General features: G+C 43.6%; 22 protein-coding genes. 10 read left to right on the top strand and 12 right to left on the bottom strand.

Annotated features, from left to right (window positions below; all coding sequences use genetic code 11):
* Positions 1-2: 2 nt before the first annotated feature.
* The 3 genes from K5Q73_RS08600 to K5Q73_RS08590 are packed head-to-tail and all read right to left on the bottom strand — an operon-like array spanning position 3 to position 2,009.
* Positions 3-716: a response regulator gene (locus K5Q73_RS08600; RefSeq protein ID WP_012154139.1), complete on the bottom strand. Its 714-nt coding sequence runs from the start codon at positions 714-716 to the stop codon at positions 3-5.
* Positions 716-1,081 carry a DUF3019 domain-containing protein gene (locus K5Q73_RS08595; RefSeq protein WP_259650747.1) on the bottom strand — a complete coding sequence of 122 codons (366 nt, stop codon included), beginning with the start codon at positions 1,079-1,081 and terminating at the stop codon, positions 716-718. Before K5Q73_RS08595 ends, K5Q73_RS08600 begins: the two co-directional genes overlap by 1 nt.
* A 55-nt stretch (positions 1,082-1,136) precedes the next feature.
* The gene (locus tag K5Q73_RS08590; RefSeq protein ID WP_220761110.1) at positions 1,137-2,009 is read right to left on the bottom strand and encodes a MipA/OmpV family protein; all 873 of its coding nucleotides are present in this window, start codon (positions 2,007-2,009) and stop codon (positions 1,137-1,139) included.
* Positions 2,010-2,259: 250 nt separating this feature from the next.
* Between K5Q73_RS08590 and K5Q73_RS08585 the strand changes: the two genes are divergently transcribed.
* The gene (locus K5Q73_RS08585; RefSeq protein WP_220761111.1) at positions 2,260-2,796 is read left to right on the top strand and encodes a GNAT family N-acetyltransferase; all 537 of its coding nucleotides are present in this window, start codon (positions 2,260-2,262) and stop codon (positions 2,794-2,796) included.
* Here the strand turns inward: K5Q73_RS08585 and K5Q73_RS08580 are convergent.
* On the bottom strand, positions 2,793-3,278 hold the full coding sequence (locus tag K5Q73_RS08580) for a YcxB family protein (protein ID WP_220761113.1): 486 nt from the start codon (positions 3,276-3,278) through the stop codon (positions 2,793-2,795). The two genes, K5Q73_RS08585 and K5Q73_RS08580, sit on opposite strands and share 4 nt — an antisense overlap.
* Before the next feature lie 126 nt (positions 3,279-3,404).
* Between K5Q73_RS08580 and K5Q73_RS08575 the strand changes: the two genes are divergently transcribed.
* Complete coding sequence (locus tag K5Q73_RS08575) at positions 3,405-3,740, top strand: DUF1971 domain-containing protein (protein WP_220761115.1); 336 nt, start codon at positions 3,405-3,407, stop codon at positions 3,738-3,740.
* A gap of 30 nt (positions 3,741-3,770) precedes the next feature.
* Here K5Q73_RS08575 and K5Q73_RS08570 read toward each other — a convergent pair whose 3' ends face one another.
* Positions 3,771-4,655 carry a universal stress protein gene (locus K5Q73_RS08570; protein ID WP_220761117.1) on the bottom strand — a complete coding sequence of 295 codons (885 nt, stop codon included), beginning with the start codon at positions 4,653-4,655 and terminating at the stop codon, positions 3,771-3,773.
* Positions 4,656-4,979: 324 nt separating this feature from the next.
* Between K5Q73_RS08570 and K5Q73_RS21590 the strand changes: the two genes are divergently transcribed.
* The 3 genes from K5Q73_RS21590 to K5Q73_RS08555 all read left to right on the top strand — a co-directional run bounded on the left by K5Q73_RS21590 (position 4,980) and on the right by K5Q73_RS08555 (position 6,582).
* Positions 4,980-5,312: a hypothetical protein gene (locus K5Q73_RS21590; protein WP_259650748.1), complete on the top strand. Its 333-nt coding sequence runs from the start codon at positions 4,980-4,982 to the stop codon at positions 5,310-5,312.
* Positions 5,313-5,361: 49 nt separating this feature from the next.
* Positions 5,362-5,607 (top strand): hypothetical protein, encoded by a 246-nt coding sequence (locus K5Q73_RS08560; protein WP_220761118.1) that lies wholly within the window; start codon positions 5,362-5,364, stop codon positions 5,605-5,607.
* A 222-nt stretch (positions 5,608-5,829) separates the two neighbouring features.
* Positions 5,830-6,582 (top strand): SDR family oxidoreductase, encoded by a 753-nt coding sequence (locus K5Q73_RS08555; RefSeq protein ID WP_220761120.1) that lies wholly within the window; start codon positions 5,830-5,832, stop codon positions 6,580-6,582.
* A 52-nt stretch (positions 6,583-6,634) separates the two neighbouring features.
* Here K5Q73_RS08555 and K5Q73_RS08550 read toward each other — a convergent pair whose 3' ends face one another.
* Positions 6,635-7,054, bottom strand: a complete 420-nt coding sequence (locus K5Q73_RS08550; protein WP_220761122.1) for a VOC family protein — start codon at positions 7,052-7,054, stop codon at positions 6,635-6,637.
* Positions 7,055-7,101: 47 nt separating this feature from the next.
* On the bottom strand, positions 7,102-7,710 hold the full coding sequence (locus tag K5Q73_RS08545) for an NAD(P)H-dependent oxidoreductase (protein ID WP_220761124.1): 609 nt from the start codon (positions 7,708-7,710) through the stop codon (positions 7,102-7,104).
* Between the two features lie 168 nt (positions 7,711-7,878).
* Here K5Q73_RS08545 and K5Q73_RS08540 point away from each other — a divergent pair, with 168 nt between their 5' ends.
* The 3 genes from K5Q73_RS08540 to K5Q73_RS08530 all read left to right on the top strand — a co-directional run bounded on the left by K5Q73_RS08540 (position 7,879) and on the right by K5Q73_RS08530 (position 10,328).
* A complete protein-coding gene (locus K5Q73_RS08540) occupies positions 7,879-8,514 on the top strand; it encodes a metalloregulator ArsR/SmtB family transcription factor (protein ID WP_220761126.1) in 636 nt (211 codons plus the stop codon).
* A 3-nt stretch (positions 8,515-8,517) separates the two neighbouring features.
* Positions 8,518-9,222: a pseudouridine synthase gene (locus K5Q73_RS08535; protein ID WP_220761128.1), complete on the top strand. Its 705-nt coding sequence runs from the start codon at positions 8,518-8,520 to the stop codon at positions 9,220-9,222.
* A 506-nt stretch (positions 9,223-9,728) separates the two neighbouring features.
* Entirely contained in the window at positions 9,729-10,328 is a 600-nt protein-coding gene (locus tag K5Q73_RS08530; protein WP_220761130.1) for an acetate uptake transporter, read from the top strand.
* Positions 10,329-10,430: 102 nt separating this feature from the next.
* Here the strand turns inward: K5Q73_RS08530 and K5Q73_RS08525 are convergent, their stop codons facing one another.
* The 3 genes from K5Q73_RS08525 to K5Q73_RS08515 all read right to left on the bottom strand — a co-directional run bounded on the left by K5Q73_RS08525 (position 10,431) and on the right by K5Q73_RS08515 (position 13,575).
* Complete coding sequence (locus tag K5Q73_RS08525; RefSeq protein WP_220761132.1) at positions 10,431-11,966, bottom strand: MFS transporter; 1,536 nt, start codon at positions 11,964-11,966, stop codon at positions 10,431-10,433.
* A gap of 467 nt (positions 11,967-12,433) precedes the next feature.
* A complete protein-coding gene (locus K5Q73_RS08520) occupies positions 12,434-13,123 on the bottom strand; it encodes an LrgB family protein (protein WP_220761134.1) in 690 nt (229 codons plus the stop codon).
* Positions 13,120-13,575: a CidA/LrgA family protein gene (locus K5Q73_RS08515; RefSeq protein WP_220761136.1), complete on the bottom strand. Its 456-nt coding sequence runs from the start codon at positions 13,573-13,575 to the stop codon at positions 13,120-13,122. The genes K5Q73_RS08520 and K5Q73_RS08515 overlap by 4 nt, the downstream gene beginning before the upstream one ends.
* Positions 13,576-13,683: 108 nt before the next feature.
* Here K5Q73_RS08515 and K5Q73_RS08510 point away from each other — a divergent pair, with 108 nt between their 5' ends.
* Positions 13,684-14,592: a LysR family transcriptional regulator gene (locus tag K5Q73_RS08510; RefSeq protein ID WP_220761138.1), complete on the top strand. Its 909-nt coding sequence runs from the start codon at positions 13,684-13,686 to the stop codon at positions 14,590-14,592.
* A gap of 65 nt (positions 14,593-14,657) precedes the next feature.
* On the opposite strand, the gene K5Q73_RS08505 is transcribed toward K5Q73_RS08510, so the two are convergent.
* Together K5Q73_RS08505 and K5Q73_RS08500 are read right to left on the bottom strand one after the other, a co-directional pair.
* Positions 14,658-14,822: a YqaE/Pmp3 family membrane protein gene (locus K5Q73_RS08505; RefSeq protein ID WP_012144718.1), complete on the bottom strand. Its 165-nt coding sequence runs from the start codon at positions 14,820-14,822 to the stop codon at positions 14,658-14,660.
* A 211-nt stretch (positions 14,823-15,033) separates the two neighbouring features.
* Positions 15,034-18,000 carry an ImpA family metalloprotease gene (locus K5Q73_RS08500; protein ID WP_220761140.1) on the bottom strand — a complete coding sequence of 989 codons (2,967 nt, stop codon included), beginning with the start codon at positions 17,998-18,000 and terminating at the stop codon, positions 15,034-15,036.
* Positions 18,001-18,403: 403 nt separating this feature from the next.
* Here K5Q73_RS08500 and K5Q73_RS08495 point away from each other — a divergent pair, with 403 nt between their 5' ends.
* Positions 18,404-20,125, top strand: a complete 1,722-nt coding sequence (locus K5Q73_RS08495; protein WP_220761142.1) for a methyl-accepting chemotaxis protein — start codon at positions 18,404-18,406, stop codon at positions 20,123-20,125.
* Positions 20,126-20,311: the final 186 nt, after the last annotated feature.

Genomic DNA, 20,311 nt, shown 5'->3' with positions numbered 1-20,311 from the left:
GCTTAGTTATTCCACGCTTCAGGTGCGAATAGGTAACCTTGACCCCAAACCGTCTTGATCCTAAATGGCGTTTCAATATTATCACCCAGTTTTTTTCTTAGGCGAGAGATACGCACATCAATCTTTCTATCTTTACCGTCAAAATCGATATTGAGCAGGTATTGATAGATATACTGGCGACTCATTACTTGTCCTGCTTGCGATGCAAGCAGCCATAGTAGTTCAAATTCGTGGCTAGTTAGATCGACTTCAGTTTCGCCTAAGCGAATGGCCTGAGTGTGCGGATCTATACTCAACTTACCAAAGCTAAGACAGTGGGATTCTACTTGTGCAGGCTTTGCTTGTCGGCGTAATAAATTATTGATGCGCGCAACTAATAGAGCGGGATCGACAGGTTTAACGACATAATCATCGGCACCTAACTCTAAGCCCTTAATCTGATCTTCATTTGAACCTAAGGCGCTCATTAACAGGATCGGGCCGGCAAAGTAGTCTGGTAGCTTTTCACATAGGGTTAACCCGTCCATGCCAGGCAACATAATATCAAGTAAAATAATGTCAGGTTTGTAGTTTATTAGGCGGGTTAAAACTGTATCGCCTCTACGCTCTACTTCGACGTGCATGCCATGTGATTTTAAGAAATCGACAATCAAATTGGCCAAACGAATATCATCTTCAACTAACAAAACTCTATGTGTAGATTGAGAGTTGGTCATTAGAATAAGCTCCATGGGTTGCGATATCGTCGCCTTACTTGAGGCGAAGAAGCGGGTGTGACTTTTAATTTTACACCTGCAAGTGTCTTGTGGGTATCTTTGTCTATCATCACAAACTGAATATCACGATCTGCTTTGATATTGACGGTTAAAGAGTGAATATCTGGTGAGGATGTACACCATTTTTTTAAATCTTTGTAATCGGAAATGATGCAAACTGTTCTGTTTAATAACAACTGCCATTCTAAGGTGACTTCAATATCACAGGTCTGCTCATCCTCGGATGTGATGCAGATCTCAGGTGAAAGACTGAGGGTCGGCGCTTGCTCGTCTGTGTTATCTGTTGCGGCCGCATGCATGCTCATAAGCGAGCCTAGTAGCATCCAAAACAGTATTATTTTTAATTTTGAAAACACTCGCTTAGAACCTATACGCTGCGCCAACAAAATAGGTTGTTGTGTAATCTTTGTCTACGAGTGGGCTATCGACGATTGTGTCGGCGATATCTGTGTAACGCGCAACTAAGAGCAAATTCCAGTTTTGAGTTAATACATACTGGCCGGTAAATTCGATGCTCTTATTCAATGCAGACTCCGCTTGATATGCTTGGTTCCAGTAGAGGCTCTCACTTGCTCTTACGCCGTAGTAATAATCGACAACCTCATCACTTTTCCAGTCTAACACTGCTGCAAATTCGAAATTCCATTTATCTAAAGGAATGTTGTAGAACCACCTCAATTTAGACTCTAGGCCACCATGAACATCTAAAATGTCATGAGCGACACTGGCTTGTACTATACCAAATCGGGTGTAAATAAAAGCCTCGGCTCCGCCAAGATATGTAAAGTTTCGGTTTTCCAGTTCGCCGATAACAGGTTCTTTGCTCCTGCTTGAAAAGGTGGAGCTAACAGTGGATATAGCCTGTTGGTTACCGCCATTGCTTAGTAGAAAAATATTCGAAGGGTCCCAACGATGGAAGAAGGCACTGTCATGGCTGAAAGTTGTCACTAGGTTGACGGTATAGTTTTCACCTTCGGCCAAGGTGTAACCGATATTACCATTATCGAAAAACCAGCTATCACCATAATAGGCAAGGGTTGGCACGATATAAATAGGGATATCTTTATAATCTTTAAGTGGGTTAGATTTATTACCATAGCCTAAGCTAAAGCCGAGATCCCAGCGTCCGACTTCGATGCAGTCTGTATTGTTATCACAGCTTGTTGGAGCATTTGCAAACGCGGCTCCGGAATATAAGCTGACAGTAAGCAGAAGTACTAAAAAGTATGGCATCTAAAACATTGACTCTTGATTACAAAATTAACAAATGAAGCTATAGAGTATCATCTATTCCAATATGCAGCATGTTTGATAGGAAAGTTGTTGCAAACTGATACAGTTCGAAAAAGCATCGTTTTTAGAAGTTTGTTGATCAGACTCTGGAAGTATAATTAATTGCTAAATATAGCTTATCTATTGACATATAAGCTATTTTGTCGAAAGTTAACATATTACTAACGCCATGATGTTAAAGGAGAGTGTTGTGACAGGAGAGCGGATCCCTCTAGAGGTGGGGAAAACAATTTTGGTAGATATAGATATTCGTCACAGCTTAGATGCCGATATTGATGGTATTTGCCAACTTTATAGTCAGCCAAGTTGCTATAGCGCAACCTTGCAGCACCCTTTTCCCTCTATGCAGCTTTGGCAAAAACGTTTGATGAACCTGCCTGATAATTTCTATAGCTTAGTTGCCGTTAGAGAAGGCGAGGTTGTAGGTCAAATTGGAATGGAAGTGTTTAGTAACCCAAGGCGTAAGCATGTTGCAAATATCGGTATGGCCGTGCATGAGTCATACCGAGGCATTGGTATCGCCTCAGCTTTGCTTGAAGCCATGGTGTCATTGGCTCAAAATTGGCTTGCTGTGCGGCGGATAGAACTCGAAGTCTATACCGATAATCATTTGGCGGTTAGCTTGTATAAAAAGCACGGCTTTGTGATAGAGGGAGAAATGCGTGAATATGCTTTTCGAGACGGCGAATATATCGACGCATTTCTAATGGCAAATGTTAGGGATTAGGCATTCTTCTCAGCCATTTTCTCTATAACAAACTCAGTGGCTTGCTTATCTAGACTGCGCTTAGATAGATAACTGGTTCCCTTGGCGTGCTTGATTAAAAAGCCCTGTTCTGTTGAGATGATACTGTTGATGTCCTGCCACAATATAGTACCTTGAACATAGAATGAGTCATTAGTTATTCCCGACTCATCTATGGTTAAAGTCACTTCATTATTTGCGGCTTTACTCATCATCTGACGCATCAGCCACCAAGGTTTTCTAAAGTAGACACTCACGGCTTCGAGCGCTCCTAGACCGATAATAAACCATGAGGCGTAGCCATTAATATTGGTTAGCATTAATGCCGTGCCGACTACAATAAAGATAATAGCCTTGCGGTAAGCACGTATCGATGTGTCGACCACAACAGACTCATCGTAGCACTCGCTAAAATGGCTTTTGTCTAAGGTGTATTGTGTGGTGTAGCTATATTGTTCGTTCATTGGTTCTCGTTATTACAGCAAGGGCTAGTGAGCTAATATTGCGGCTGATTATAGTGCCTAGTTTGCTGATAGTCGCTTAACTTGAACTTAAATCGGATTAATTACATTTTATAAACGAGTATGAATATGGCAACGATCCCTACCGATTACATTAATTATAAATCCACTCCTGTATATGAAAAGCACACAGTACCAAAGATGTTTCTTCATCTGCATAACACTAAAGCAGGTGTATATGGCCAAATTCATGTTTTAAATGGTGAGCTGAAGTTTTATGGATTTAAAGATAGGCGTGGCGATGTGGAGCAAGAGCTGGTTATTAAAGCCGGTGAAACAGGGATTTCACCGCCTCAGTACTGGCATAAAGTAGAATTTCTTACCAATGACACTCAATTTAGGGTCGACTTTTGGGCACAAAAGGACTCTGAAATAGTGGCTAAAACCCTGTCAGAACGTGATTAGGCTCTTTTCTAATTGCATTTTTCAGCGAAATTAGTGTATCTGGGGCTTGATCGCCAAGATATCACATTTGATTTCATCGGTTATGGCTGAAGAAGTGTGACCCTTTAAGTCGCTAATTAATCCGTGATGCTCTCCGGCTCCAATAACGAGCAAGTTAGCGTCACATTGATTTGCAACAGAAGGAATGACATGATCTGGTAGCCCTTGCTCAAGGTGCAGATGGTCATCAGTCAGGTGATAGTCTTTTGCACTACTGAGTAAACGACTCCAGTGCTGCATTTTTTGTTCTTCATCAGTAATTAAATTCTTTTTTCTTTCTACTGACATACTCCAGTTTTCGGCTTGATAACAGTTAACCAAGTGAATATCGTTATCCAATAATGTGGCCAGTTGTTGGCTGTCATCGAGTAGGCACTGGTTTAATTTACTGTGTTCAAGATCGGAGTCGGAGGTTTCTAGCGCGGTTAGAATATGACCTTTTTTTTGCCAACTTTTATTACCGACTATCATGATTGGAAGCTCACAATCTCTAAGCAAATGGGCCTCACAACTTTGAATAAACTCATTCAATATCGCATTGCGGTGCCGGTTGTTTATCACTATTAAATCGTAATCAGCAGCTTTAGCCTCCTTGATAAGTGCAATATGATCTTTGGTTTTCTCTATATTTTTGATCTCAATCTCTACGCCTTGACGTTGGTATTTTGCTAAAAGCTTTTTGACAAAAAGCATAGGGTCAAGGGCGTTATTGGGGATCAGTCCAAGCCTAGCTAATAGGTTTTCGTAGGGATGTTCAATTTTCAATGCTGTGACTTTAGATTTGGTTTTTTTAGCAAGTTGTAATGCCTTTTGCAGTGCAAACTGTGCGGGTGAATCGTTATCTATCACTGTCAATGTATGGTGGTACGCAATCATGGGGAAGTACTCCGTTTGCCTTGCCCTCCCTTGCTATTAAGGCTTGTCCATAATTCTGTAAACTTAGTCTATAACCCAGTAAACACACGGCTTTGCTAATACTAAATCACGCTTAAAGTCGTGTTTGTAATTGCATTCAGGTCTACAGAAGTTTAAGCCATTGATTTCTCTATTTTCATGGCTGAATGATTTCTACTGCTTTATTGCAAAGTTAGTAAAAAGAAAATCCATATGATTGTTATTAACAATTATTAACCTGACATTAACCTGGTTGGTTAGTAGGGTTTTACGTTATGGATAACGGGTGATACACAAAGGTGTAAGATGCAATTAAGTAAGCATAAGTCACAAGATCGTGTTGTGAGCGCAAGCTGTGCGCATAACCGACAAGGGCTTAAGCAAAGCCCGAAGCAAGAAGCTAAGCAAGAGCCTAACGAAAGCGGGATAAGCACTCATAAAGAGGCGATCGTTGAAGAGCCAAAAGAGTCAGACAAAGCCACGAGTACAGGTTGGGGGCTTTACGATATCCTCGAGATGCAAACCGAATTTGCTTTATGTCAGTCGATGGCGCGTTCGAAGACATTGACCGTGATGGTTTGTCTCGGTGCATTAGCCTATGGTGGATTTATTTTATTTTTACTGAAGATGGCAGCGTAATAGTTTTAAGGGGTAATAGTTTTAACAGATAATCGCTAAGGAGAGCGTAATGTTTGCATTGGCCGCTGAATTATTGTTTTGGGTTGTTTGGGACTTTGTCCTGTCTTTTGTATTTTATTTTACCGGAGCGCTATTGCTGTATTGTTTTAGCCTTGGAAAAATCAATTATTCTCTCTCTCCAGCAAGGTTCCTATCAAGGGCAAGAGTGCGAGACCGCTCTGAAACCGACAAGCCTTTTCTCCTTGGTTTTGTTTTCTATATCAGTTTATTTGTACTCGCTATCTGGATGTACTGACTTTTACTCTGGAATGATGCTTTACAAGTTACAGTCAACATTGATAGCCCAAAGTCATATTCAAAAGCCATATTGAAAGTTCATATTGAAAGTTCATATTGAAAGTTCATATTGAAAGTCAGCAGAGTAATGACGATACCAGCTAGGTTTACATTTTCATCTCTCAGCAGTAGCTTAAGTTAGCGATTGGCTTAAGATGGAATAGCGTTTAAGGAGGAGAGGATGGCAAACCGTCAAAGGATATTAATCACTGGCGCGAGTTCAGGTTTAGGGAAAGGCATGGCCATCGAGTTTGCAAAGATGGGGCGAGACCTAGCTCTGTGTGCAAGGCGAGTCGAGCGTTTAGAGGCCCTTAAGCATGAACTGCTGCAAATAAATCCTAATATTAAGGTCTCGGTCAAAGCGCTCGACGTGAATCAGCATCAAACCGTCTTTACGGTATTTAATGAGTTTAAGTCTGAACTTGGTCAGCTAGATAGAATTATTCTCAATGCGGGGATGGGAAAGGGCGCATCTATAGGCACCGGACACTTTGAGGCTAACAAGCAAACCGCTGAAACCAATTTTGTCGCTCTACTGGCACAAGCTGAAGCGGCTATGACGATTTTTAGGCAGCAAAATGCCGGACATTTGGTGACTATTTCTTCAGTGAGTGCGGTTCGGGGCTTTAGAAGAGCGATGACGGTTTATGCAGCCACTAAGGCCGCGGTCACTTCGTTAACGGAAGGGATCCGTATCGATGTAATGCATACGCCGATTAAAGTTAGTTGTATTCATCCAGGCTTTATCCGTAGTGAAATTAATGAGCATGTAGCAAAGGTTCCTTTTATCGTAGATACTCAAACGGGCTGTAGAGCCATGGTTGCAGCCATTGAAGCTGAAAGGGCAAGCTGTTACGTACCAGGTTGGCCCTGGTCGATATTACACAGATTGCTGCGCCTTGCTCCTGATGGTTGGATAAGACGAATGAGTTGATCAGGCTCATTTTTAGCGATATCGTTTTACTTCTAAACCAAGCTTCACACTTCTAATCGTAGCGATTACGCAGTGTTGGGATATCAGTCAAGTACTCGACAAACTCGACCTCATAGCCATCGGGGTCAATAAAGTACGCGTTGCGTCTAAAAGGATCTTCGGCGCCGGGTTTATCTATGTCTCGGCCGACTTGCGCCAAACGAGCGATGACACCATCTAGGTCATCGGTGACAAAAGCAAAATGCGCCATGCCTACTTGATGGCCAGTTAAGTCGCGATTGTCAGCATCGCCATCATCATTAAATGTTAGGTACTGGTAGTCATCACCAAAGTGTACCCAATTACGCTCCACTCCGTGCCAAGTCGATTTACCGCCGCCTCTAACTTGCCAGTGGGGAAAAATAGCTCGATAAAACTCGAGTGCCTTTGGGATATCTCTGACAACTAGATTTAAGTGTTCTAAACGCATCATGACAAACTCCTTGTAATTGAAATAACGATTGGATTGATTTGTAGGCATTACATGCCGTAGCTATATTCTTGCTGTTTTGGAAAAGGTTGGTTTTGGTGCTGAAAACGGATCGATTTTAAGGCCTCACTGTATTGCTCTAGCATATGCAAACTGTAGTCTATACGCTGGCGTAAATGTAACTCTCGCTCATCATGGGGCTCGTTATGGTTAAGCACCTGCTCGACGTTTCTAATGATTAAGTGATCGGGTGTCGCCACAAGCTTATTATTCTTCAAGGCATTCATTCTCAATTCGGCTATGGGGTAGGCGCCGCTGATCCCACTGACTACCGCCACCAGAAGTGCTGGCTTATGGGCGGTATCTTGGTTGTCACACATCAATAAAAAGTTCTTCATTAATGGCGAAGCCATGCCCCCCCATTCTGGGGTAATTAACACTAGTGCGTCGGCGTTCCTTAGCTGCTGAGCAATCAAGGGCCAGCGACTATTATCGGCTGACTTAGAATCTGCTTCACCATCCCAAAAAGGCAAGTTGTACTGGCAAAGCTCAATGTGATTGACCTTGCTAAAGCCTTCAACTCGTTCATTAAGATAACGTGCAACTTTGGCACTTTGTGACGGGCTTCTCTGGCTGGCACTTACTATGACTAATTCCATTTTAGTAAACCTTTTTGTTTATTTAAACTTTAAGTAAAGTAATCTCTTTACTAAACAAAGTAAAGATAAAGTAAATAAAAAAGTTTACTTAATTGTTGATTTAGCAATAATGGTTACTAAGGCGTTTTCGGTTCAGTATTAAAAGCGGCATAGCCAAAAGAGATAACAATGAAGACCAGCGATAAGATTTTGCAGATGTTAAAAACTCAAGGGCAGTTGACCGCTAAGTCGATTGCCACAGAGCTTGGGCTCACCACAATGGGGGTGCGCCAGCATTTACAAAGCCTAGAAGAGAATCGAGATGTTATTTTTGAAGACAGAAAAGCGACTCGTGGTCGACCGACTCGCTATTGGGCGCTGACTCCACAAAGTAACAGTCACTTTTCCGATCGCCATGAAGAGCTAACAGTGCAGTTAATCGACTCGGTAAAGACAGTATTTGGTGATCGTGGGTTAGAGCAGCTTATCGCTCACCGTGAACAGGCATCTTTAGCCCTTTATCGTGATGCGTTAATGGGGGCTGATACCTTAGTGGCTAAATTACACAGCTTGGCTCAGTTACGTACTGACGAAGGTTATATGGCTAGCGTTGAGCAAGTCGATGGGTGTTATTGGTTACTTGAGAACCACTGCCCTATCTGCGCGGCGGCATCGGCATGCCTTAACTTTTGCCGATCTGAATTACAGCTGTTTCAAACCTTGCTCGAAGAGGACGCTATAGTCAGTCGTGAAGAGCATATCATCGAAGGTGCACGGCGTTGTGCTTATAAAGTGATGCCTCACAATAAAGACAATGGTCAATAAGTCATGGAATCAAAGCGTGCGCGTTTAGATAGGTTTATCAGTGCAAAAACCGGCATCAATAAAAAACACGTGAGATTGTTACTCGCTAAAGGTCAAGTGCTGGTGGACGGTGAAGTGGCAAGAAATATCGACCAGATCATCGATGAGTTCTCCCATGTTTGTCTCGACGGGAAAGTTTTACAAGCGAATGCGCCTAGTTACGTGATGCTCTATAAACCCGTTGGTGTTGTCAGCGCCACAGTGGATGACAAACATAAGACGGTTATCGATCTACTTGAACGGGCTGATAAACAGAGTTTGCATATCGTCGGGCGACTGGACTTAAATACTTCTGGGTTACTGTTACTTACCAATGATGGTCGCTGGTCGAAGAAACTAATGTCGCCGGATCATAAGGTAGGTAAGGTATATAGGGTGACGTTGAAAAACCCTATCGACGAATCCTATATTGCGGCATTTGCAAATGGTATGTACTTTGAATTCGAAGACATTACCACGCTTCCTGCAACACTCGAAATAGTCGATGACTACACCGCTTTGGTGACATTAGTCGAAGGTCGCTATCATCAAATAAAGCGTATGTTCGGACGATTTCAAAATCCGGTCGTGGGCTTACATCGTTTATCCGTGGGCGACATTGAGCTTGATCCTGAATTAGCTGTTGGTGCTAGTCGCGACCTATCTTGCGGTGAAATAGCTATCGCCTAAAATAATTGGCTTGATACTTTAATACGCCTTTCAGCCTCAATCTTAGCTTTTAATCTTAGCCATTAATTTCGGTAAACTTTCAGTTTTTATGCCTAAAAACTGAAAGTTTTACTTCAATTAAGTTTTAATTGATAAATAAAGAATCATTTTGTTGGTTTGTGATCTGGTGCAATTTTTCGTCAGTTAAGCCCAATGAATTTCATCAATTACTAATGTGCTCGTTAAGGTTATATGTGATCTGTGCGCGATTATTGCGAGTTAGGTGATGGTGGTCACGCTGCTGGTGGTGGCGAACTATATCAATTGCTTTTTCATTGTAAGTATTTGAATATTATTGAATAACTTATTCTCTCTGTTATTGGTTCTCCCTTCATTTCGGTTAAGTAAAGATTTGCCCGCAGTTATAGCTTCAACTAGAATGCGCGCGCTCAAATTAACTTAATTTAATAATGCGCCTTTTAGTACAAGGTGTATTTGTTAGTGAATACTTCCTGTAGGGGAACTCAATGTCTACACAACTAGCTAATCCTGCTCCGCTTGGTCTAATGGGCTTCGGTATGACTACCGTGCTATTAAACATCCATAACGCAGGCTTTTTCCCAATCGATTCAATGATTTTAGCGATGGGTATTTTCTACGGCGGTATCGCTCAGGTTATCGTAGGTATTATGTGCTTTAAGCGCGGCGATACTTTCGGTACAACGGCATTCACATCTTACGGTCTATTTTGGTTAACACTAGTTGGTTTACTAGTAATGCCAAAGATGGGCTTAGCGGCTAGTCCTGCGGCATTCATGGGTTGGTACTTACTATTATGGGGCATTTTCACAGCTGCGCTATTTGTAGGTTCGCTGCGTTACCCACGTGCTAAGCAAGTTGTATTTGCTTCATTAACGATTCTATTCTTCCTACTGGCTGCACGTGATTTCACTGGTAGCGAGTTAATCGGCACTATCGCTGGCTACGAAGGTATCTTCTGTGGTTTAAGTGCGATTTACTTTGCTATGGCTCAAGTACTAAATGCTGAGTTTGGCCGTGTAATTTTACCAGTTGGTCCAGTAGCCGTTGCTGCTTATGAGCCTGCTGCAGAAAAACAAGCCGCATAAATTACCCACCAATTATCACAATTTATCTCCGATAATGTGTAATTAAAGCGATAAAAAAAAGCTGACCTAGGTCAGCTTTTTTTGTATCTGCACATAAGCAAATTAGTTTTGCTGCTGTAACTTGAACAACCATTTACCGTAAAGATAAATACCTACGGCTGATATGGTGCCAATTGCTGCGATGATATACCAAGCCATACCTATGTCATGGGTATTGTAGAGTAAGGTCGTTAGCTCTTGAGCTGGCTCACCGGTATAGGCGACTAAGGTGGTAAAGGCTTCACCTTGTGGGATGGCGCTAATTTCGCTTGCGCTCATGCCACGCTGGGCAAGTAGCTCTAATGAAAAGATCTCTTTAGAGGCATACATCTCATACAGTTTAGGGCCAAAATAACCTTCGAGCGTCCAGCCTATGCCCTGTGGCAGCATCACGAAGCCCAAGTACATAGCCTTCTTACCTTCAGGTGCAATGTTACCCATAAACTCGTTTTTCTTTGGGCTGATCATCATTTCGCCGAAAGAGAACATAGCAATAGCCAATACCATCATCCATGCAGTATTCGTTGCGCCAATCAACACGAAAGCGAAAATACTAAGCAGACAACCACCTAGCATGGCCGTGGTAATACGGTATTTTGCGGTTAATGCGGCCACCAAGAAGCAGCTGGTCATGATCATACCCGCGTTAAGGTTAAGCATGCCTTCAGGCATGACCTTAGTTCCGGTATTATCAAGACCTAGCCAGAACTGGAACATACCATTCGAGGTCCCTTCAGGACCAAATAGTGAAGTAACAATTACGCTGGTATCGACCCACTCGGCAATGTGGATCGGTAATACGTCAAATAACGAGTTAAATAGGAACCAGAATCCAGCGAATACCAGCATGTAGTAGATAACAACCGGCTTTTTCAGCTCGTTCAAAGCATCACGCCATAAAGCTTCCTGGTGGATCTCACCGGCTTTAATCTTACGGTTACGCTCCATGCGTTCTTCTTTACCAGGCTCTTTATAGGCAAGCAAGAAGAGGAAGTTAAGCGAAATAATCGCGGCACAAGCATAAAAGACGTTATCCCAAGACAGTTGGCGCATATGTACGGCAACAAGCGGTCCTAGGAAACCACCAATATTGACCACTTGGTAGAATATACCCCAAGCCATCGAGGTGTTTTGTCTAGCTGTAGATAGGACTAAGGTGCCCTGGATCCCCGGCTTAAATACTCCGGTACCACCGGCAAGTAGTATGGCGCCGAACAGGAAACCGTAAAAGCTTGGGAAGAAAGCCATCACCAGATAACCAGCAATCTTGATAATGGTCGAGACGAAGATAGTTTCTTTATAACCTACACGGTCTGAGATCCCGCCTGTAAAGACAGGAATAAAGGTCTGCATAAACGCCCAAAGAGCGATGATGATACCGTAATCGCTAAGGCTAATGCCTAAACCACCTTCAGATGTTGGGGCTTTAGCATAGAGGCCGGCACTGGCCTTTACACCGTAGTAGGCAATTCGCTCAACCAGCTCCATGCCACCGACAATCCAGAATATATAACTCAAGCTGGCGATAGAGGCCCACATCCCCAGCTGTTTAACTTCCCTTAGGTCGTTATCTGCGTAAGCATCGTTCGAATCGCTCATAACTTTCCTTCAAATGTTCTAATTATTTATATTTGTTTTGTATGTTTTTATTTTGTGTTGGTTTTAGGTTTGTTGACAGTGTCATTCTTTACTAAAACGCTGCAAGCTTGTGATTGCAGCAGACACTTTACCTAATTTGACTGTAAACGCCAAAGCGTAAATTTAATCTATGTGTTAAAGCCTGTTTTAAACAACAGCTCAAATGACTGAGGTTGAACAGCTTCTATGACTAACAGTTTTCTAGAAAGGCGGAGGGGATAACCCATTGTTACGATTTGGCGGGCTTAGTCTATATTCGTTTGCTGATGTTCTTAAGATCCTGCAGCCCAATAACAAGGTTGATATTAGCGTAAGCGCTGAACTTGAAAATTTCTTATGTTGAGGTAAATCGACATATTTTGTGTGGCGGCCTTAGATGTAAAGCATTTTAGGCCGCCTTTAAGGTTTTAATTTGCAATATGGGTAGGCTAGTTTAGTAGGGCGGCAAATATAGGCGCTGTTAGCACCATTGCGATACCAGTAAATATCATGGTCAAACTGGCAATAACTCCCTCTTGTCTGCCTATTTCACTGGCTTTAGCTGCACCCGCGCCATGAGCCGATGCCCCTAATGCTACCCCTTTGGCCACAGAGCTGCGAATATTAGCCAGTTTAAATAGTGGCTCACAAATTAACATGCCCATGACTCCAGTAAGCAGCACTAACATAGCGGTAAGCTCAGGGACACCACCAAAGGCCGTCGTTGCCTCGATAGCAAAGGGGGTCGAGACTGAGCGCACCATTAAGCTGTGGGAGATCTGAGACGGCATATTAGTACACAAAGTTAATAACCAAGATGAGCCAACACCTAATAATAACCCGGTAAGAACTCCCAAGCTTAGTGTGATTGGATACTGCTTTATCAACTGCCTTTCACGATATATTGGCACGGCAAAGGCAATAGTTGCTGGGGCTAGCATGGCGGCTAACCAATGGGTATAGCTGAAGTAATCACTTACCGCAATATTAAGGCTAACGACCACAGTGAGTATAATCACTGGCGCAATAATAATGGGTGCAAACCACACTCTGCGCTGGTGGCGATAGAGTGTTTTGCTGGCATAGTAACCAACAAGGGTGAGGGCTAAGCAGAAGAGCCCGACTGCCGAGTGGCTCATTGATGGCTACTCAGTTCAATATTATTTTGTTGCCTAGCTAACTGTCTTTTTAAGTTTTGTTTATGCTCAAACTTAAACAACCTATCGACGGTGAAGGCGGTGCCGACAAGTACACCGCTGCTGGCGGCCAACATTGAGCCAATAAGCACGGCGCCATAGTGTTCAAGTAAGTCTTGGTATTTGATTACGGCAACAACTGGTGGGATAAAGAACAGTAATAGATCGCCAATCAGCCAAGTTGAACCTAAGTTAACGCTGGTCTCGGGGATTAATTTGCAGGCTAATAATAGCAGTAGCACACCAAGACCGATGACGCTGCCGGGAATGGGAGAGTGGATCTGCTTGGCTAAAGTCTGGCAGCCCCAAGCAAATAGACATAGCAGGGCTATCTGTCCGGCAGTAATCGTTGTTTGCTTAAGGTTAATTCTAGATGGGCTGGCAAGGCTTGCCATGATGAGCTCCAATTGAGCACAGTTGATGAATGACAGTCAGTTTACGCTTGCCTAATAGATAAAAAAAATGAATATTAAGAATGGAATCTATAAGTAATGGTTATCTAAATGGATCTGAAAACGCTGCACTATTTTACTCAAGTGGTCGACGCTGGTGGCTTTGCTAAGGCCAGTCGTAATGTATTTTTAACGCAACCAGCACTTTCAAAGGCAATTAAAGCTTTAGAGGAAGAGCTAGGAATGGTGCTGCTTGAGCGAGGCAAACGTGGTACTCAGATAAAGCTTACCGCAGCGGGAGAGCTGGTGTATCGCCATGCCCAGCTCTTGATGGCCCAGCGACAATCCATGCTATCCGAGCTGGAAGCACTACGAAACCTTACCGGAGGCACATTAAAGCTAGGGTTGGCGCCATTAGGTAGCGCCGAGTTATTTGCCCCGGTTATCGCCAAGTTTAGGCAGCAATACCCTAAAGTCGATATGCAGTTATTGGTGCGCGGCGGGGTTGAGCAGACTCTAGCCCTGCAGAAGAATGAGATTGAATTAGCGACCGGGATCATTGCATTTGACGGTGAGTTTGACGGGCTTAGGATCCGTAATGATCCTATGGTTGTCGTTGTGCCTAAAACCCATCGACTCGCAGAGCATAAGGAGCTGCAGCTCAAAGATCTGCAATCTTTGGCACAGGTAATGTTCGAGCCTGAATATGCCCTTTATGAGCTGATTTTAAATGCTTGTGATAAAGCGGGATTTATTCCTGCGGAAATAACGCGAGTAAGCCATGCTGACTTTGGTATTGCACTGGTTGCTGCTGGCACGGGTATCATGGTGTTACCACAGATTATTGCCGAGCGTTACCGCGTCGATGCAGTTGTGAACGTACCCCTTGCGGTGAGTGATTTAAGATGGGAGTTGTCACTGTTTTGGCGTAAACAGCAAAGCCTCTCTTTTGCGGCGAAGGCGATGATAGAGTTGGTTAAACAGCAACTAGAACAGACGTCTTCTGATGCAGAGCCTTAATTAACATAGAGACAAAAAAGCCTAACGACTAGTTAGGCTTAGTATATGAGCTCATTACTGCATGGCTATTTGGTCACAACCCACAACGCATGCAGTAGGCCTGGAATAAAGAATAACAGACATAAAATGATATTGATCAGTAAGTCCTTACCTACACCGCTTTTAAGAAAAACTGCCACTGGCGGTAATAAAATTGCGATGATGATGAGTAACAGCTTGTTGGTATCCATAAATTGATGTCCTTTTAGTCTTCATTACAAATCTTGGCCTTTAAATCATCAAGTTCTTTGCAAAAACTCTTACTATTTCAAGACTCAAGTTAAAACGTCACTGTTTGAAACTTAATCTATATTGTTGGTGTTGTAAACGTAGTATTCAAGCGAATAAAAAGCCATCTAGAAACCAGATGGCTTTTACAAGGTGTAATTAGATCTTAGGCGCTTATAGCGGCCATGGCGAAACTCCGTCAACAGCAACGCCTTGTAGATCTAAGCCTAAACAGTAGTCCCCCGGATTGTAGACGTATACTTTCCTGTCGATAACCGTAAAGTTAAAACCTGCAACCTGCTCTTTTGCAAGTGGTGTGGTTGCTAAGCCCCACATTTGATAAAACTCGCGGTAATCGAGCTTAGTGGAGAAGCTCATCGCCACCATTAAGAAATCATTATTAGAAATATTCTTGGCGCTATCGAGGCTAAACAGACTGAAACCTAGCTGAGCTCGCTGCTGCAGCCAGAGCTCTTCTGAGCCCTTAGCACGCTCAAACTCACGCAACAAAATGTGTAATCTAGCGAGAAGATGCCAGCCGTTTTCAAGCGCGCCATGTTTCTGCGCTGCTACCATCATCTGTAGCATGGTTGCCATGCCGTTTGACCAGCTGGTTAGCTTAGCCGCTTGCATATAAGCAAATGGGTCTGCTTGTTTCATACTAGCCTGCAGAACTTCAAATTCATCATTGATATCTAAGCCTTGGCAGGAGGGGAGCTTACCAAGCTCTGTGTATGCGCGAGACTTAGTGTAATAAGAATATGGGTTAGTCGATGAGTGCCCGTCATGGCCATCGAAACGTAAACGCCCTTTTTCGAGTCCGTGGCCAAGTTCGTGAATATCGCCATGACCCGTTGGGCTAAATGACCAGCTAGCATCATAAGGGTTACCCGAGCAACCCGCGCCGCAAGTCGCTTGGTCGGCATTCATATGTTTTACGGTATCTATGCTATCGACTTGCCAGTTTTGGCTGGCAGCAAACTCGGTTATCTCTGCAATTTCATCAATAAATGGTCCTTTGAAGCCTGCAAGGATATGTGGGTAGTTATGTACCTGGGTCATAATAGCATTGGCCATTTTTTCTGGTGTATTCCAGAGTGGCTCGTGCTCCATGGTTTTTTGCATTTTATCGAGCTTGGAATGTACCTCGAAATGCTCTGTTGCCAGTTCACTCCAGTCGTATTGGTTAGCTGCTAATTCTTGCATGAATTTATTACCGTCTAAGCCTTTGCGCCAATACGGATGCAGCCCTATCTGCTTAAAGCTAAATTGTGTAGCAAGATCTGTTTGGTCAAAGCGGATCTGCATCGGACCACCATAAGGGCTAGTAAACTTAATGGTTTCACCGGCTTTAACTTCGATATGGGTCGATTGCAGCAACTTAGGGCGGCTATAGCCGTTGGTTGCAAACTCATGAGTCGAACCTGAGCGCAGTGTATTGATAAACACCCAGCTACGAACATCGCTGTTATCCTTTCTCGTCACACTAACGGTCTGGCCTGGCAACGCGTATACGCCTGCCGAGCGGAAGCCTTTCTTACTTTCTAGGTTCACAGTTTTGTCTGTCGGGCTAATATGACTAAAGTCGCTGCGGCTAAAGGTTCCGAGATCTTGTTGGACGGCATTAATATTACGATAGTTATAAACGCTATGGTCGGCGAAATAGGCTTTGAGATAGTTGAGGCTATCTGTTGCTATAACATCCATAGGATATTGGATAGCTTGGCGATAGTTGTCACCCAATAAAGTGAGATACTTGTACAGGTCGTAGTTGGGCTCGGCAAAGATATCGACCTTATTGGTCTCTAGAGCTTGGATTTTTGTGCGAATAGTTGCAAGAGCTGGACGATAATCGTCATTAAATCTGCTATCACAGGAGTCGGCACAATTGGCGAGATTGAAGTCAACTTGCTCATTGTTAAATAAGCTTAGCCATAACTCTTCCTTATCGAGCGCATTGTAGCTGTTAAGCATGGCCGTTGCCGTTAACCAGTCAGCTTTATCTTGTGAGAAATAATTACCTGGGCCGCCAGGGCCCTGCATACCAAAACCCATTGGATTGAGTACCGTTTGTGTCAAAGGTACGCTATTCCAGCTGTGTAAATGTATATAGAGTAGGGGTTGTTTCTGACTCTGTATTTGGGCTATCAGTGGCTCAACTGTCTCGATTGAAAATATCTCTGAAGAGCCAGTGATCACCAGTGTCGCTTCGCCTAGGCACGATGACAGCGTCGCTTCATCGCTGCAGGTTTCAACTTGCCAATTAGGGAAATGTTCGCTAACCCAGCTGTTGATGCGATTAACTGTGCTACCACCCATCAAGAATAGTCTTATCTGCTGAGCTTCAGACAGGCTAGCTTCATCTTGAACCATCATCCAAGCCAATAATCGCTTAAAACTAGCTTCAAAGTTGGTGTTATGCCCCTGCTGCATGCTGGAAATAATGTCGGTGCCAAAGGCGGCGTTACGTTGACCCGAAATGTCGTTAGTCGCCGCAAAAGTCAGGCCTTTATTACCCGTGACTATGGCGTAAGCCTTACTTTGCGGGTAAGCGTGTTCGGCGCCGGCAAGTTGGATCATCTGTGAATGACGCCCTTGATCATATTCAAGGGTATCGTTTTTGTAGATGCTATCTAGCAGTGTCTTGCCATCTAGGCGGTATTGCTGGATATGTTGTAGTGCTCGATTGACCATTTGCGGCGCTAGGCCTTCAGCCATACTGGCATCGCCAGTTTTCATTGCTGCGCTAATTCTATCATTGAGCTGCAAAGTGATCTGATCTGTGGTTGCTTGGTTACCACTGTCGGTAACCGTTAGGCTGAGTGTGACATTGGCGTCTTGCTCAAGTGTGCTGGCATCTATGGTTACCCCTTCTAGGCTGGCGTTTAATAGCGATACTTGTGGGCCGGAGACTTGCTGCCAATTAAAAGTTGAGCTACCAGAAGCATAGATAGTTACAACCGCAGATAATGAAATAAGTTTGTCATTCCAATCGGTTACCGTTTCGCCTAAGTCTACACTTGGTGCTTGTACTGCGGGTGGCAAGGTGCCGCCATTGTCGTCAGCTGAATTGGAATCGTCTGAGCCACCGCAAGCTGATAAGCCAAGTAATATACAACTCGATAAAAGCCAATGTTTCATTGTTGTAACACTCCTTTGCAATTTGCTCACATCTTGAGTTTTTTTCATGGTTAAATCAATCGAATTGTTGAAATAACAATAAAAAACAATAACTAAGCCAGAATGTTGACGTTGTCACCAATTTGACAGTTATGCAGGTAACTTTAGTTTTTAATGCTGACAGAAAAAGACGTAGGCTTGTTAAAGGGGGAATGTTTAGTTGATGTAGACAGGTGAAGTGAGCGAATTAATCTTACTCTTGTGATTAATATCAATAATTTAAATACAGGTTCTATATTTGTGTATCAAAATAAGCCTATTTCACTATGCTGCTCCAGCAGTATTTTGTCCATGGTTGGGCAACTGCATAAGATCTCTTTTGTTTTCATGATTCCATTAATACTCGTGGAGAACAGGAATTAGTATGTCTGTATCAATAGATCAATTAGGCCATGACGAGATCCGCCATTCCAATTTGGCGCAGTCGAGCTTTACTTCAGCTTTTAAATCGGTTCGGTTTCAACTTAAATTTATCGTGTTTCTAACCGTAATATCATTTTTATTTTTGGGCTACAAAGGCATAACCGGTATGCAAGATGCCGGAGACTCGATAGGAGAGCTGCATGCCCAGGGCATGCAGCATAGCATTCGCGCAGGTAAGGTACTTAATGAGTTAGCTACGGCTCGTAGTGAGCTGCTATTGGCATTTCAGCATGATCCAAGTAGTCAGTTTTCTGAAATGCATAACCATCCTCTCACGCAGCATATTAGCCAAGCACAAATGGCTATCACAATGCTGCATGACATCATCAATAATGAGATTTTAGGCGCAAGACTAGATAATGCTGAGCGTCAGCAAGTAAACCAATTAAAGAGCCAGCTCGATAGTGTGGTCGTGCAGGGGTTTAATCCAACTATAGATGCGCTCAAACGAGGAGAGTATGAAGCGGCAAACCGAGTTTTGCTGACAAAAATCAACCCAATGTTTAAGAGTATTACCGCTGAGGCGCAATCATTCTTAGATCTACAAGTCGTTGGAGGCGAAGAGAGCTTCAAGCGCTTTAATCAAGATATGCAGGTCTACATAGTGCTAGTGGCGATATTTTCTATCGTCAGTATGTTGGTTATTTCGATTAGCTCGACCTTGATCGTTCGCCGTATGGGGAAGGCAATGACAGAGCTCGAAACCACAGCCGTCGATATTGCCAATGGCGATTTGACGAAGCGAATCGAGATCGGTGGTGATGACGAATTCTCGCATATTGCTAACTATGTTAACCAAATTGCTGCGAGGTTCCAGCATGCGGTGCAAAATACTCACGAGTCAACTGCGCGTCTAGCCAGTGCTGCAGAAGAGAACTCGGTAGTCGCGACTCAAGCTGTGCATAATGTCATTGAGCAGCAACAACAAACTCAGCAAATAGCAGCTGCTATTCAACAGTTTACGCTAGCAGTCCGAGAGGTGGCACAGAGCGCGGAGTCTGCAGCGAGTACATCTGAAGACGCAAATAATGCGGCACATCAGGGCCAAGTCGTGGTTGGTGAGAGCATTGAGGTGATCGAGACCTTATCTACCGAGATGGATGGCGCGACAGAAGCGATGCAAGTGTTGTCTAAGTCGTCTGATGATATTGGCAGTGTTGTTGATGTTATTCAGGGGATCTCAGAGCAGACTAACTTGCTTGCGCTTAACGCTGCAATCGAAGCGGCGCGTGCGGGCGAGCAGGGCCGTGGTTTTGCGGTTGTAGCCGACGAAGTGCGAGGACTCGCTAAGCGAACTCAAGACTCGACTGAAGAGATCCAGAAGATGATCCAACGTCTGCAGCAAGGAGCGCGTGACGCTATGTTGATGATGCAACGCGGCACTGAGCAGGCGAAATTGAGCGTGGATAAGTCACAGCAAGCCGGTGCAGCCTTAGTGCAGATCATGGCGAGTATCGAGCAGATTAATCAGTTAAATATTCAGATAGCGACAGCGTCTGAAGAGCAGAGCTTAGTCACTGAGGAGATCAATCGCAATATCATCAATATCAGTGATATTTCAGATCAGACAGCTGCAGGAGCTGAGCAAGCTCAAGCGGCGACACTCGAGCTGGCTAGCCTTGCTGAAAACATGCAGCAAGAGATCTCTTATTATCGAGTCTAATACGATTTAATTATTAAATTTGAGATAACAAAAAGGGCTGTCGATGACAGCCCTTTTTTATGCTTTATCGGTGTGGTCCTGGGGTTTACAACTATGTCTCTGGATTAGGATTATTAGTATTCATGTTCTTGGCGAAAACAGACTTTTAGGTATCACTTTTGTTGTGTTTTCATCTGTATTTTTGTT

Source organism: Shewanella sp. MBTL60-112-B2 (genome assembly GCF_019655055.1).
Classification (GTDB): Bacteria; Pseudomonadota; Gammaproteobacteria; order Enterobacterales; family Shewanellaceae; genus Shewanella.
Note: the sequence above shows the minus strand (reverse complement) of the source record. Positions and strands in the feature narration are given on the sequence as shown.